Here is a 13,374-nt window from a genome sequence, read left to right as displayed (position 1 = left end):
TCCTCCCTCCACAGCCGGGCCCGTCGCGCTCTCCTCCCCTGATCCGCTCGGCCGACCACCGGTCTCGGACCGGCTCCAGGAGGGTGGCCGCATGCTCCGATCCCGACTCCTGCGCCCGGGCGTGTTCGCCCTCGCCGCTCTGCTCGTCGGGGCGCCTCTCGGCGCCTCGCCCTCCGGCACCTCGTCCCCCGGCCGGTCCGACCCGCGGTGGACCTCCCCCGTCGCGGGCTTCTCCGTCGTGGAGCCGTGGGGCGCGCCAGCGCACCGCTACGCCCCCGGGCACCGCGGGATCGACCTCGCCGCAGCGGCCGGGCAGCCCGTGGTCGCCGTCGCTGCGGGTACCGTGTCGTTCTCGGGCAGGGTGGTCGACCGGTCCGTGGTGAGCATCGTGCACGCGGACGGTCTGGTCTCGACGGTCGAGCCGGTCGACGGATCGGTGACGGCCGGGCAGGTCCTCACCGCGGGCCAGCCCGTCGGAGCAGTGGGTGCGGGCGGCCACTGCGACGGGAGGTGCGTGCACCTCGGCGTCCGCGAGGGTGGCGACTACGTCTCGCCGATGCGGTTCTTCGGCGGGATCCCCCGGGCGGTGCTCCTGCCGATGGACGACGTGGCGCAGGGTGTTCAGCGAGTGGCGCGGAAGGGTGCGTCCAGCGACTCGCGCGTCCGGTCAGGCGCGGGGGTGGGCGAGGCGGTAGGCGTCGCGGATCCGCTCGGTCGAGACGTGGGTGTAGATCTGCGTGGTGCCCAGGCTCGCGTGGCCGAGCATCTCCTGGACGGCGCGGAGGTCGGCTCCGCCGTCGAGCAGATGGGTCGCCGCGGTGTGGCGGAGGGTGTGCGGACCGGACGGTCCGGAGCCCTGCCCGCCGTCGAGGAGCCTCGCCACGACGCCGTAGACGGTGCGCGGGGTGAGCCTCGCCCCCCGTCGGCCGAGCAGGAGCGCGCGGCCTCCGTCACCGGTGGCGAGAGCGGGACGGGCGCGGTCGAGGTAGGCGACGAGCGCCTCCTTCGCGGGTACGCCGAACGGCACGACCCGCTGCTTCGCGCCCTTGCCCGTGACGAGCACGGTGAGCCGGCCGAGATCGACGTCGCCCAGGTCGACGGCGACCAGCTCCGAGACGCGGATGCCGGAGGCGTAGAGCAGCTCGACGATCGCGAGGTCCCGCAGCGCCACCGGGTCCTCGGTTGCGCCTCGCGCCGCGACCGTGTCGAGCACCTGTTCCGCCTGCGGGAGCGTCAGGACCCGCGGCAGTGTCCGTCCCGACTTGGGCGTCTTGAGGCGCGCGGCGACGTCGAGGGGAAGCCGCTCGGTCCGCTGCGCCCAGGAGGAGAAGGAGCGGACGGCTGCGGTGCGCCGGGCGAGGGTCGCGCGAGCGATGCCCGACTCCGACTCGCGCCAGAGCCAGTCGCGCAGCAGCTCGAGGTCGAGCTCGGCGGTGAGGAGCCGCCCCTTCTCCTCCGTGTGGGCGATCAGGCGCGCGAGGTCGGAGCGGTAGCCCTTCGCGGTGGCGGGCGAGAGGGACCGCTCGTCGAGGACGTAGCGGAGGAAGTGCTCGACCGAGTCGGCGAGCGTCTCGCCGGTCATGATCCGTCTGGCATCCGCGACCAGAGGTCGATGCGCCCCTGCTCGTCGAGCCCCTCGAGCCGTTCGATCAGGTCGGTGCCGAACCGCGTCGCGATCGGGGCCGGCGCCGTCGGCACGAACGAGGCGGCCACCGTCTCCGGGTGGACGTGGACGAGCGAGAGGCTCTGCGCTCCGTCGATGCCGGCGAGCTCACGCTCGGGCGCTCCGAGATCCATCGTGTAGCTGGTGGCGCCGGCCACGAGCACGGGCACGCCCGCGAAGGTCGCTGCCGTGGGGTAGTGCAGGTGGCCGCCGAGGATCGCGCGGACGTCGGTACCGCGCACCACCTCCTCGAGGCGGTCGATCCCCCGCAGCTCGAGCACGGTCATCGCGCCGAGCGGCGTGGGCAGCGGAGGGTGGTGCAGGGCGAGGATCGTCCCCAGCGGGGCCGGTGCGGCGAGCTCGTCCTTCAGCCAGGCCAGCTGGGCGTCGGTGAGGTCGCCGTGGTGGAAGCCGGGCACCGCGCTGTCGAGCGCGATGAGCCGGAGCCCGCCGAGGTCGACGACCTGGTCCACGGGTCCCGCGCCCGCCGGGTCCTGCTCGAGGAGCACCCGCCGGAAGGCTCCGCGCTCGTCGTGGTTGCCCATCACCCAGACGATCGGGCAGCCGAACCGCTCGCCCACGGGGTCGAGCTGCTCGCGCACGCGCCGGTAGGCGTCCTCCTCGCCGCGGTCCGCGACGTCCCCGGTGACGACGATCGCGTCCAGGCGTCCGCCGCGCTCGGCCAGCCGGCCGACCGCCTGCGCGAGGCGGGCGGCCGTGTCGACCTTCCCGTAGAGCGGAGCGCCGTCGGCCAGCAGGTGCGTGTCGCTCAGATGCGCGATGACCCTGTCGGCGGCGCGGAAGTGCCCGAGCCGCGGGCGCTCCCCGCCGTGTCCTGCTGCCGTGGCGTCCATGCCGCTCCCCTCGCCGATGCCCCTTCAGCGTAGGGCGGACCGCCGACAGCGCCGCGGCGGCGGGGCCGCTCACCCGGGTGCACGCTCCCAGTCCCCGTCCTCGGAACGGCGGACGTGTCCGTCGGCGAGGAGCGCACCCAGCGCCGACAGTGCCGAATCGAGCGATTCCCCGGAGAGCCCGGCGACGGTTGCGGCGTCACAGCCTCCTTCGGATTCGACGACGGCCAGGACTCGCGCCTCAGCCGCGGTCAGCGCTCGGCACGATCCGTCGGCGTCGCCGACAGCGAGCAGTTCGAGCACATCCGCCGGCGAGGTGACGCAGGTCGCCGCGTACTCGCGGAGGAGCCGGTGGCAGCCGGCGGAGGAGGCACTGGTGACCGGGCCCGGGACCGCACCGAGGGGGCGGCCCAGGGCAGCCGCGTGGCCGGCGGTGTTGAGGGATCCGGAGCGGGCGCCGGCCTCGACGACGACGGTGCCCACGGTGGAGGCGGCGATGAGGCGGTTGCGCTGCAGGAATCGCCAGCGGGTGGGCGTGGTGCCCGGCGGGACCTCCGTCGCGACGGCGCAGCCGGGGGTGGCGATGATGCGGTGGAGGAGGTCGGCGTGAGCCGTCGGGTAGAGGCGGTCCGCTCCCCCGGCGAGGAAGGCGACCGTCCGGCCTCCGGAGCCGAGGGCGGCGCGGTGGGCGACCGCGTCGATCCCGAAGGCACCGCCCGAGACGACGGAGACGCCTCGCGCCGCGACGCCCGCGGCGAGCTCGGCGGCCACGTGCTCGCCGTAACCGGTCGCAGCGCGGGCGCCGACGAGGGCGAGGCGGTGCGGCGGATCGAAGGCGGCGGGATCACCGCGCAGCCAGAGCAGGAGTGGCGCGTGCGGCCCGAGGTCGTCGAGCGACTCGTGCCACACGGGAGCCCCGGGCAGGAGCAGTCGGGCGCCGAGTCGCTCGGCGATCTCGAGACGTCGGAACAGGAGCCTGCGGTCCAGGCGCGGTCGCCAGCGCGCCAGCCCCGACTGGAGCGCGGCGACCTCGGAGTCGAGGGGCGCGAGCGCCCCGCCTCCTTCGTCGGAGGGAGCGCGATGCGGGGGCGCGAGGATCTCCTCCGCGGACGACGAGGACACGACGTGGGCGAAGGCCTCGGCCGCGCCGACCCTCTCGATGAGGAGGGCGGCGACGGAGTCGCCGGGCTCGGTCAGAGAGTTCCAGCCGCACCGGGCAGCAGCGTCGACGAGTGCGCTCCGAGCGCAGCCGGACTCACCCGAAGGCTCGCCGTCGGCCGCCGAGTCCGGATCGGCTGCGCCGCTCGGCAGCAGTCGGCGAACAGCGTCGAGCTCCGCTCCGTCGAAGAGCGCGTCGGGCCGGATCACGCGGCACCTCCTCGAAGGGCGAGCGCGCGCGCGAGGTGGGCTGCTGACGGCCGGTCGGCTGCGTCGAGGTCCGCGAGCGTCCAGGCCAGGCGCAGGACCCGGTCGTAGCCGCGCATGGTCACCAGACCTCGCTCCAGAGCCCGGTCGAGCGTGCGGGACTCGGCACTGGTCGGGCGCACCGCGTCCGAGCGCAGCCAGGCGCCGGAGACCTCCGAGTTGAGCGTCCACGGAGTTGAGGCGAGGCGAGCCGCTGCCAGGGACCGCGCCGCGGCGACACGGGCGCGAGCCTGCGCCGTCGACATTCCGGACGTGTCTCGACGTGCAGCCAGCTGAGCCGCGCTGATGCGGCGGACCGTCAGGCGGATGTCGACGCGGTCGAGCAGCGGTCCGCTGAGCCGCGCGAGGTAGCGGCGGCGGACCGAGGGAGCGCAGGTGCAGGTCTCTCCGGGGATGCCGAAGCGGCCGCACGGGCACGGGTTCGCCGCGAGGACGAGCTGCACCCGCGCGGGGAACTCGGCGACGGCGTTCGCGCGGTGGATGCGGATCACGCCGGATTCGAGCGGCTGGCGCAAGGCGTCGAGGGCGACGGACGAGAACTCGGGGGCCTCGTCGAGGAACAGCACGCCCCTGGTGGCGCGGGCGACCGCGCCGGGACGGATGCGGCCGCTGCCCCCGCCGACGATCGCTGCGGAGGAGGCCGAGTGGTGCGGACTCTCGAACGGCGGCCTGCGCACCAGCGCGCCACCGGTCGGCGCTCCGACGAGCGAGCGCATGCAGGTGGCCTCGAGCGCTGCATCGTCGTCGAGGTCGGGGAGGATGCCCGGCAAGCGCGAGGCGAGCATCGTCTTCCCGGCGCCGGGAGGCCCCAGCAGGAACACGTGGTGCCCGCCCGCCGCCGCGACGACCATCGCCTCGGCCGCCTCCTCGTTCCCCACCACGTCGGAGAGGTCGAGGCGGGCCTCCGGCTCGGACACCGTCTCAGACGGCGGCGCGGCCTCGGGGAGCACCGGCACTTCCCACTCGGCTCCGTGCCAGACGGCGGCCGCCGCCAGCGAGGAGACCGCGATCACCTCGACGCCGTCGACCAGCTCCGCCTCGAGCCGGTCCTCGACGGGGACCATCACGCGGCGCCTGCCCTCGCGGGCGGCCGCGAGCACCGCGGGCAGCACGCCCGGGACGGAGCGCAGCCGGCCGTCCAGGCCGAGCTCCCCGATGTGGACGACCGCGGCGACCGACTCCGCATCGACCTCACGGAGCGACGCGAGCGCGGCCAGCCCGATGGCGAGATCGAAGGCGGAGCCGTGCTTGGGCATCGCGGCCGGCGAGAGGTTCACGGTGATCTTGTACTCGGCGATGGTGCTGCCGGAGTTGATCGCCGCCGAGCGCACCCGCTCCTTCGCCTGCGCGAGCGCGGCGTCGGGCAGGCCGATGATCACCATTCCCGGGGTGCCGTCGGCCGAGTGCGCCTCCACCCCGACCACGGCTCCCGCGAAGCCGACGAGACCGACCGCCGTGGTCCTTCCCAGGCCCATCAGGCCACCGCCCGCAGGTGCCGGATCTGCGACGGGACTCCCCCGGGAGCGACGACGCCGACCGCGTCGATCCGCAGATGCCGGGAGCGCTCGTGGTGCTCGTCGGCCCAGGCGTAGGCGAGTCGGCGCAGGCGCTGCGCCTTGGCCCGCGTGATGGCCTCGACCGGCAGTCCGAAGCGCGTCGATGAGCGCGTCTTCACCTCCACCACGACCAGTGCCGACCCGTCGCGGGCCACGATGTCGAGCTCGCCCTCGCGGACCCGCCAGTTGCGGTCGAGGATCTCGAATCCGTTGTCTCTCAGGTGCGCCGCCGCGATCTCCTCGCCGCGCCGCCCCAGTTCGTCCTTGTCCATGCGTCCTCCTGCCGGAAGCGTGCAGGACCAGGGAGGAGCGCTGGACGGCCGAGAGGGGGATCCGGGGAGAAGACGGCCGAGGAGGTGCGTGGGGAGGGACCTCGGTCCGGGGTCTGGATACGGCGCCGGGACCGCTACGCGACCAGCAGGAGGAATGCGCGCCGCGTGAAGACGAGACCCTCGGAGCCGCGCATCCGAGAGAGCTCCGGAGCGGGGTGGGGCTCCTGGCACCGGGTCTCGATGCGCCGTCGGAGGCGGCTACGCGACCAGCAAGGGGTCCGGAGCCTGCCGCGACAGCGTCCTACTCGTCGAGCGCGAGCTCCTTGGGGAGCTCGAACTCCTTGCGGGAGAGCTCCTCGACGTTGACGTCCTTGAAGGTCAGCACGCGCACCGACTTCACGAAGCGGTCGGAGCGGTAGACGTCCCAGACCCACACGTCGCGCATGGTGAGCTCGAAGTAGAAGTCGTGCTCGGTGTCGCGGCGAACCAGGTCGACCTCGTTCGCCAGGTAGAACCGGCGCTCGGTCTCGACGACGTACGAGAACTGCGAGACGACGTCGCGGTACTCCCGGTACAGTGCCAGCTCGACCTCGCGGTCGTAGTCCTCGAATTCGTCCTCATCCATCGTTGGACAATCCTACGCCGAGCCGACGGGCACGAACGCCGGGAGCGGCTCCTCGACGCTCTCCCGCGACTTCGACAGCCAGGTCACCCGGTGCAGCGGGGACGGGCCGACCCGCTCGATCCCCGCCCAGTGCGCGGCGCTGCCGTAGCCCTTGTTGCTGTCCCAGGCGTAGTCGGCGAAGTCGTCGTGGTGGCGCACCATCTGACCGTCCCGGCCCACCTTCGCGAGCACGGAGGCGGCGGAGACGGCGGCGCAGTCGCGGTCGGCCTTCACGCGGGTGACGATCGTCAACTCGGCCGCCCACTCGCCCAGCGCGGGCGTCAGCCAGTCGTGAGCGCCGTCGAGGAGGACGACGGCGGTGGCGAGGTCGACGCCCTGGTCGGCGAGGCGCTCGATGCCCCTCGACGCGGCGCGGCCGAGGCCGGCGATGATCCCGGTCTCGTCGATCTCGTCCGCCGAGGACTCGCCGATCGCCCAGGCGGAGACCCACTTCGCCACCCCCGGCAGGAGCGCCTCGCGGCGGGCGGGAGCGAGCATCTTGGAGTCGCGGAGCCCCTCGGGGAAGCGCCCGCAGCGGCTGCCGATCGACACGACGCCGACCGACACCGGGCCGGCGATCGCGCCGCGGCCGACCTCGTCGCAGCCGATGACCGTCTCGTAGCCCTGCCGGAAGAAGCGCCGCTCCTGCGTCAGCGTCGGCTCGGCGACGACCACCTAGCCCTGCCCGCTCTGCGCGTCGTCCGAGCCCTCCTCGGAGGCCTCGGTGTCGACTCCGCGGAACACCGACGGGTAGTCGTCGAGCCACGCCCACTGCTGCACGGGCCAGGTGACGAGGATCGCGCGGCCCACGACGTTGTCGATCGGCACGAAGCCGCCGCCCGGCTTGTCGGTGTTGTAGCGGGAGTCGGCGGAGTTGTAGCGGTTGTCGCCCATCACCCAGAGCGAGCCCTCGGGCACGACGACGTCGAAGGGGGTGGCCGAGACGGCCTGCACCCCGTCCGGCAGCTTCACGTAGGGCTCGTCGATCGGGTTGCCGTTGATCTCGACCTGGCCGAGCGGTGTGCAGCAGGTCACGTGATCGCCGGGCAGGCCGATGACGCGCTTGATGAGGTGGTCGTTGCTGTCGGGAGCGGTGAGGCCGACGAGCGCGAGGGCGGAGTCGACCGCAGCCTGGAACGGCGGCACGTTGGGCTCGGAGCTCGGCGAGAGCCATCCGCCGGGATCGCGGAAGACGACGACGTCGCCGCGCGAGATCTTCACCACTCCGGGTACGAGCTCGTTCACGAGGATGCGATCGTTCTCGACGAGCGTCTGCTCCATGGAGGAGGAGGGGATGTAGAACGAGCGGATCAGGAAGGTCTTCACGAGGAAGGAGACGAGCACCGCGACCACGAAGATGATCAGCACGTCGCGGAGGAAGAGCAGGACACCCCGGCGCTTGCGCGGGCGCTTCTCGGACGGATCCGCCGAGTGGCGGGCGTGGTCCTCGCCTCCGGGGAGGCGGACCGGGGCCGTGCTGTCTGTCATCGCTCGCCGTCGCCCCTACTGTGCATCACCGGGTGGACTCCCCGGACGGATCGCCCCCGAGAAAGGGAGGAACCCCGGTCCATCATAGGTGGACCGGGGTTCCCGAGAAGTCGTGCGGAAGCCGCTCAGGCGTCGCGCTTCTCCTTGATCTTGGCCTTCTTGCCGCGCAGGTTGCGCAGGTAGTAGAGCTTCGCGCGACGGACGTCACCGCGGGTGACGACCTCGATGTGGTCGATGACCGGCGAGTGCACGGGGAACGTGCGCTCGACGCCGACCTGGAAGCTCACCTTGCGGACGGTGAAGGTCTCGCGGACGCCCTCGTTGGAGCGGCCGATGACGACGCCCTGGAAGACCTGGATGCGCGAGCGGGAGCCCTCGACGATGTTGACGTGGACCTTGACGGTGTCGCCGGCGCGGAAGTCCGGGACATCGCTGCGGAGGGACGCCGCATCGACGGAATCGAGGATGTGCATGCTGTATCGCTCTCCGTGCCCGCCACAGGTCGAACACCGTTTCGTTGATGGAAGTCGGTCGTGCCCACGTCGTCGCGGCTCCCCTGTGGCAGAGCCTGCGCGAGGCACAAGCGCTCATTCTGCCATGCCGCGTCGATACGAGTCAAAGCAGGGTCGTCGGGAGGGCAGAGTCACCTGGAGGACAGGGACGCCCTGAGGCCAGAGCCGCGCAGAGGGCGGATCCGTCGAGAGGGCCGAGCCGTGGAGCAGGGCGGGGCCTCGCAGTGGGACAGCGTCTCGCAGGAGGCCCGAGCCCTCAGAGGACGATGGTCTGCCCGTCCTGCGGGCGCTCCGGGTCGAAGCCCTCGCCGGCGACGGGGCGGTGAGCGCCCTCGGCCTGCACGGACGCCGCCTCCGAGAAGGCGAGGAGAGTGGCCCTCGCGTCGGCGAGGAACCGCCACCCCGAGTGCCAGAAGGCCGCCACTCCGAGGACCACCGAGAGCAGGCCCAGCGCCCAGGCGCCGGGCGGGAAGAAGCCGAAGGCGATCAGGGAGAGGTGCCAGGCGCCGACCACGGCCACGTCGCCCCACGCGGGAGTGCGCGTGGGCCGAACGGTCACCCGGAATGCGACGATCGCGGCCACAGCCGCCAGCGCGACCGCCAGAATGGGGAGGGCGATCACCAGGCCGAGCACGGTCCAGCCGCTCGATCCTCCGAAGACCCCGTAGCCGAGGAGGATCCACAAGGGCAGCACGATCGCCGCCGGGAACTGCCAGGAACCGAATGCCCGTCGCGTGCGCATGCACCGACCGTACCCACCACCGCTGAGCGACGGCTCAGCGGACCCCGAGAGGATCAGGATGATCGAGCTACGCACCCCCGCCGAGATCGAGGAGATGCGTCCCGCCGGCCGCTTCGTCGGCGAGGTACTGAAGGCCACCTCCGCTGCCGCCGCGGTCGGCGTGAACCTGCTGGAGCTCGACCGGCTCGCCCACGACATGATCCGCACGGCCGGCGCCGAGTCCTGCTACATCGACTACCACCCCTCCTTCGGCGCGAGCCCCTTCGGCAAGGTCATCTGCACCTCCGTCAACGACGCGGTGCTGCACGGCCTGCCCTTCGACTACCGGCTGAAGGACGGCGACCTGCTCACCCTCGACTTCGCCGCCTCCGTGAACGGCTGGGTCGCCGACTCGGCCATCAGCGTCGTGGTCGGGACGCCGCGCGAGGAGGACCTCGCCCTCATCGACACCACCACCCGCGCGCTCGAGGCCGGCATCGCCGCCGCGCAGCCCGGGAAGAAGATCGGCGACATCTCCGCGGCCATCGCGGCCGTCGCACACGCCGAGGGCCTGTCCATCAACACCGACTTCGGCGGCCACGGCGTCGGCCGCACGATGCACGGCGATCCGCACATCCCCAACGACGGACGCGCCGGCCGCGGCTACCCGCTCCGCCCGGGCCTCGTCGTCGCGATCGAGCCGTGGTTCCTGCAGACGACCGACGAGATCTACACGGACAAGGACGGCTGGACCCTCCGCAGCCGTGACGGCTCTCGCGGCGCCCACATGGAGCACACGATCGCCATCACCGAGACGGGAAACATCGTCCTGTCAACGCGGGACTGACCAAGCGGTGGACAGTACTGCTATCCGATAGCGATACTGTCCACGTGCGAATCTCGGAGCTCAGCCGCAGCAGCGGCGTCAGCCTGCCCACGATCAAGTACTACATCCGGGAGGGGCTGCTGCCGCCGGGCGACGCCGCCGGCCCCCAGCGGGCGGAGTACGGGGACGCCCATGTCGCCCGCCTGACGCTGCTCCGGGCGCTCATCGAGAGCGGCGGCGTCGGTATCGCCGGCGCGAAGCGGATCACGGCCGCGCTCGACGCGGGCGTCGGTCCGACAGCAGCGTTCGAGGTGGCGCAGGACGTGGTCTCCGTGAGCGCCGACTCGACCGCGTCCGCCACCGAGGCGTCGACGCGGCGGATCGCCGAGGCCGCGGGCTCCGACCACTGCGGCCACCCTGCCGTCGCGACGGCGGCACGGGCGCTCGACGCGCTCGAGCTCTCCACCGGACCGATGAGCGCCGGCTGGCTCGAGACCTACGCCCGCGCCGCCGCCCTCGTCGCCTCCGCCGACCTCGACGAGCTGCAGGCCCGCGAGAGCGTGAGCGAGCAGGCCGCCGTCGCCGCCGTCGGCACCGCGCTCGGAGACGTGGTGCTGCAGTCGCTCCGGTGCGTCGCCCAGGCGCGCGAGACGCAGAGCCGCTTCGGCCCGACGGAGGTGCCCCGATGAGCGCCGCGACCGAGACGCCCGCGCCCACAGCCTCCGCTGCTCCGCACCGGCCGCTCCTGGTGCTCGCTGCCGCGATGGCGGTCGGCGCCCTCCTCAGCGCGATCGCGCTGGTCGTCGATCCCCGCGAGCTCGGCGGGCAGCCGCTCTGGGGCAAGCCGCTGAAGTTCTGCCTCTCGATCGCACTGTACGCCGTGACGCTCGCCTGGCTGATCGGGCTCGTGCCCCGCCGGCGCCGCCCCGCCCGAGCGCTGGGCACGGTCGCGGCAGTCGGCCTGGCGGTCGAGATGGTCGTGATCGGAGGCGCCGCCCTGGTCGGCGAGCGCAGCCACTTCGACGTCTCCACTCCCCTGCACGCCGCGCTCTGGGCCTCGATGGCCGTCTCGATCGTGGTGGTCTGGCTGGCGACGCTGGTCCTCGCCGCCCTCCTGGCGCGGGTGCCGCTCGGCGACCCTGCGCTGACGCTCGCCGTCCGCGCCGGACTCGTGATCGGGCTCGTCGGGATGGCCCTCGCGTTCCTGATGACGGGGCCCTCGCCCGGCCAGATCAGCGACTACCAGGGCGTCGTCGGCGCGCACGCCGTCGGAGTCGCGGACGGCGGACCCGGCCTCCCCCTCCTGGGCTGGAGCACCATCGGGGGCGATCTGCGCATCCCGCACTTCGTCGGGATGCACGCTCTGCAGGGGCTCCCGCTGCTCGCGCTGCTGCTCGGACGGCTGGCACCGCGGATCCCCGTGCTGCGCCCCGGATCCACCCGGCTGCGGCTCGTCGCACTGGCCTCGGCGGGCTGGGCGGCCGCGGTCGCCCTCACCTGCTGGCAGGCGCTGCGCGGACAGGCGCTGACCGCACCGGACGCGCTGACCCTCGTCGTCGCTACTGTGGCGGTGGTCGCCCTCGCCGGAGGGACGATCCTCACCCTCGCACGAACGGAGGCCCGCGCATGAGCCGGCTGCTCCGCGGCTGGACGCCGCTCGGGATCGTCTACCTCGTCCTCGCCCTCGCCGGGCTGATCGGGACCTGGACCTGGAACGTGAGGGCGATGCAGGAGGGCGCGGACGTCCTCGCCGGCCTCGCCGCGGGCGGGCCGTGGGTGTCGTCGTTCTCGACCGACCTGCTGGTCGTCGCGATCGCGGCCGTCGCCTTCATGGTGGTGGAGGGCCGCCGGATCGGGATGCGCCGCGTGTGGATCCTGGTGCTGCTCGCGCCGCTGGTCGCCCTCGCGTTCGCGTTCCCCCTCTTCCTCGCCCTCCGCGACCGGCACCTGGCCCTCGCGGCTCGGTGACCGTGCGCCGCGGGGCTAGGGAAGCAGTTCGGGGCGGACGCGGCGCGTGCGCTCGACGCTCTGCTCGTGGCGCCAGGCGGCGATCGCCCCGTGGTTGCCGCTGAGGAGCACCGGAGGGACGTCGAGGCCCCGCCAGGAGGCCGGCTTGGTGTAGCTCGGGTACTCGAGCAGCCCGTCGGAGTGGCTCTCCTCGACCAGGCTCGCCGGATTGCCGACCACGCCCGGGACCAGGCGTCCGACGGCCTCGATCATCGCCATCACGGCGACCTCTCCTCCGTTGAGGACGTAGTCGCCGAGGCTGATCAGCCGGACCCGCGCGCGCTCGGCGGTGTGGTCCACGACGCGCTGGTCGATGCCCTCGTAGCGGCCGCAGCCGAAGACGAGGGTGGACTCCTCCGCGAGCTCGCGGGCGGTCGCCTGGGTGAACAGCTCGCCCGCGGGCGACGGGAAGATCACGACGGGGTCGTCCGCGCCGTCGAGGATCGTGTCGAGCGCCTCGCCCCACGGCTCCGGTCGCATCACCATGCCGGCGCCGCCGCCGTAGGGCGTGTCGTCGACGGTGCGGTGGCGGTCGTGGGTGAAGTCCCGCAGGTCGTGCACGCCGAGCTCGATCAGCCCGCTCTGCCGAGCACGGCCGAGCAGGCTGATGTCGAGCACGCCGAAGAACTCCGGGAAGATCGTGACGATGTCGATCCTCACGACCGGGGCTCCTCCTCGGAGGCGGCCGGGGGCTCGTCGTCGGCGGGCTCCTCGAGAGCGGCGTCCGCGTCAGCGGAGTCCGCGTCATCGGAGGCGTCCGTCGCGTCGGCGTCCGCAGGCGCGCTCAGCGCCGGGTCCGCGAGGTCGACACCGCTGAGGTCGACCGCGGCGGGCTCCTCCTCGGGGGCCTCCTCGAACAGGCCGATCGGAGGCGTGACCGTGACGATCCCGGCCGCGGCGTCGACGGAGGGGACGATCGCGTTCACGAACGGCACCATCACCTCGCCGGAGGGGGTGCCGACGATGAGCAGGTCCTGCGCGGGGAAGTGGTCGACGCGGCGGACGGTGCCGACCTCGACGCCGTCGCGGACGACCTTCATGCCGACCAGCTGGTAGTCGTACCAGGAGTCGTCCTCGCCCGGCTGGGTCTGCACCTCCTCGTCGATCCAGAGGATCGCCTTCAGGAGGGTCTCAGCGGCGTTGCGGTCGTCGACGCCTCGGAAGAATGCGACGGGGTGGCTGTTGTACCAGCGAAGCTCGACGAGCTCGAGCTTCCTGCCGTGCCACTCGGAGGTGCGCGGGACCTGCAGCGTGAACGTGGATCCGGGGGTGAAGCGCTTGTCGGGCTCGTCCGTGTAGAGCTCGAGCTTGATGGCGCCCTTGAGCCCGTGTGCCTTGGTGAGTCGGGCGACGCGGAGCTGCGTCGTGCCCGGTCCGGTGACCGACACC

The 13,374-nt window shown here is 73.0% G+C and carries 16 protein-coding genes and 1 pseudogene; 5 read left to right on the top strand and 12 right to left on the bottom strand.

The window, feature by feature from the left end:
- Nucleotides 1-91 precede the first annotated feature (91 nt).
- A pseudogene (locus C5C63_RS17565) lies at nucleotides 92-544 on the top strand (murein hydrolase activator EnvC family protein); the annotation flags it as partial.
- Nucleotides 545-667: 123 nt separating this feature from the next.
- Here the strand turns inward: C5C63_RS17565 and C5C63_RS09580 are convergent.
- The 10 genes from C5C63_RS09580 to C5C63_RS09535 form a co-directional block, all read right to left on the bottom strand.
- Nucleotides 668-1,582: a tyrosine recombinase XerC gene (locus C5C63_RS09580; RefSeq protein ID WP_104262837.1), complete on the bottom strand. Its 915-nt coding sequence runs from the start codon at nucleotides 1,580-1,582 to the stop codon at nucleotides 668-670.
- Nucleotides 1,579-2,517, bottom strand: a complete 939-nt coding sequence (locus C5C63_RS09575) for a phosphodiesterase (RefSeq protein WP_104262838.1) — start codon at nucleotides 2,515-2,517, stop codon at nucleotides 1,579-1,581. The genes C5C63_RS09580 and C5C63_RS09575 overlap by 4 nt, the downstream gene beginning before the upstream one ends.
- Before the next feature lie 69 nt (nucleotides 2,518-2,586).
- Complete coding sequence (gene dprA / locus C5C63_RS09570) at nucleotides 2,587-3,882, bottom strand: DNA-processing protein DprA (protein WP_258065424.1); 1,296 nt, start codon at nucleotides 3,880-3,882, stop codon at nucleotides 2,587-2,589.
- Nucleotides 3,879-5,414 (bottom strand): YifB family Mg chelatase-like AAA ATPase, encoded by a 1,536-nt coding sequence (locus C5C63_RS09565; protein ID WP_104325939.1) that lies wholly within the window; start codon nucleotides 5,412-5,414, stop codon nucleotides 3,879-3,881. Before C5C63_RS09565 ends, dprA begins: the two co-directional genes overlap by 4 nt.
- Nucleotides 5,414-5,767: a YraN family protein gene (locus C5C63_RS09560; RefSeq protein ID WP_104325938.1), complete on the bottom strand. Its 354-nt coding sequence runs from the start codon at nucleotides 5,765-5,767 to the stop codon at nucleotides 5,414-5,416. Before C5C63_RS09560 ends, C5C63_RS09565 begins: the two co-directional genes overlap by 1 nt.
- 301 nt (nucleotides 5,768-6,068) lie before the next feature.
- Nucleotides 6,069-6,392, bottom strand: coding sequence for a DUF2469 domain-containing protein (locus tag C5C63_RS09555; RefSeq protein ID WP_055792576.1), 324 nt, complete (start codon nucleotides 6,390-6,392; stop codon nucleotides 6,069-6,071).
- Nucleotides 6,393-6,404: 12 nt separating this feature from the next.
- On the bottom strand, nucleotides 6,405-7,106 hold the full coding sequence (locus tag C5C63_RS09550; protein ID WP_104292189.1) for a ribonuclease HII: 702 nt from the start codon (nucleotides 7,104-7,106) through the stop codon (nucleotides 6,405-6,407).
- Nucleotides 7,107-7,919 carry a signal peptidase I gene (lepB, locus tag C5C63_RS09545; RefSeq protein WP_104223903.1) on the bottom strand — a complete coding sequence of 271 codons (813 nt, stop codon included), beginning with the start codon at nucleotides 7,917-7,919 and terminating at the stop codon, nucleotides 7,107-7,109.
- A gap of 125 nt (nucleotides 7,920-8,044) precedes the next feature.
- Entirely contained in the window at nucleotides 8,045-8,392 is a 348-nt protein-coding gene (gene rplS, locus C5C63_RS09540; protein ID WP_104223904.1) for a 50S ribosomal protein L19, read from the bottom strand.
- A 295-nt stretch (nucleotides 8,393-8,687) separates the two neighbouring features.
- A complete protein-coding gene (locus tag C5C63_RS09535; RefSeq protein WP_104247628.1) occupies nucleotides 8,688-9,173 on the bottom strand; it encodes a hypothetical protein in 486 nt (161 codons plus the stop codon).
- Between the two features lie 58 nt (nucleotides 9,174-9,231).
- Between C5C63_RS09535 and map the strand changes: the two genes are divergently transcribed.
- From map to C5C63_RS09515, 4 genes are read left to right on the top strand one after another with little or no spacing between them, the layout of a single operon-like run.
- Nucleotides 9,232-9,999 carry a type I methionyl aminopeptidase gene (gene map, locus C5C63_RS09530; RefSeq protein ID WP_104325937.1) on the top strand — a complete coding sequence of 256 codons (768 nt, stop codon included), beginning with the start codon at nucleotides 9,232-9,234 and terminating at the stop codon, nucleotides 9,997-9,999.
- A gap of 44 nt (nucleotides 10,000-10,043) precedes the next feature.
- A complete protein-coding gene (locus C5C63_RS09525; RefSeq protein ID WP_104325936.1) occupies nucleotides 10,044-10,667 on the top strand; it encodes a MerR family transcriptional regulator in 624 nt (207 codons plus the stop codon).
- On the top strand, nucleotides 10,664-11,608 hold the full coding sequence (locus C5C63_RS09520) for a hypothetical protein (protein WP_104325935.1): 945 nt from the start codon (nucleotides 10,664-10,666) through the stop codon (nucleotides 11,606-11,608). The genes C5C63_RS09525 and C5C63_RS09520 overlap by 4 nt, the downstream gene beginning before the upstream one ends.
- Nucleotides 11,605-11,946: a DUF2834 domain-containing protein gene (locus C5C63_RS09515; protein WP_104325934.1), complete on the top strand. Its 342-nt coding sequence runs from the start codon at nucleotides 11,605-11,607 to the stop codon at nucleotides 11,944-11,946. Before C5C63_RS09520 ends, C5C63_RS09515 begins: the two co-directional genes overlap by 4 nt.
- 15 nt (nucleotides 11,947-11,961) lie before the next feature.
- On the opposite strand, the gene trmD is transcribed toward C5C63_RS09515, so the two are convergent.
- Together trmD and rimM are read right to left on the bottom strand one after the other, a co-directional pair.
- On the bottom strand, nucleotides 11,962-12,645 hold the full coding sequence (gene trmD, locus C5C63_RS09510) for a tRNA (guanosine(37)-N1)-methyltransferase TrmD (RefSeq protein ID WP_104226875.1): 684 nt from the start codon (nucleotides 12,643-12,645) through the stop codon (nucleotides 11,962-11,964).
- Nucleotides 12,642-13,373 (bottom strand): ribosome maturation factor RimM, encoded by a 732-nt coding sequence (rimM, locus tag C5C63_RS09505; protein ID WP_104325933.1) that lies wholly within the window; start codon nucleotides 13,371-13,373, stop codon nucleotides 12,642-12,644. The genes trmD and rimM overlap by 4 nt, the downstream gene beginning before the upstream one ends.
- Nucleotide 13,374 lies beyond the last annotated feature (1 nt).

The organism is Rathayibacter sp. AY1B8 (assembly GCF_002932775.1).
Classification (GTDB): Bacteria; Actinomycetota; Actinomycetes; order Actinomycetales; family Microbacteriaceae; genus Rathayibacter.
Note: the sequence above shows the minus strand (reverse complement) of the source record. Positions and strands in the feature narration are given on the sequence as shown.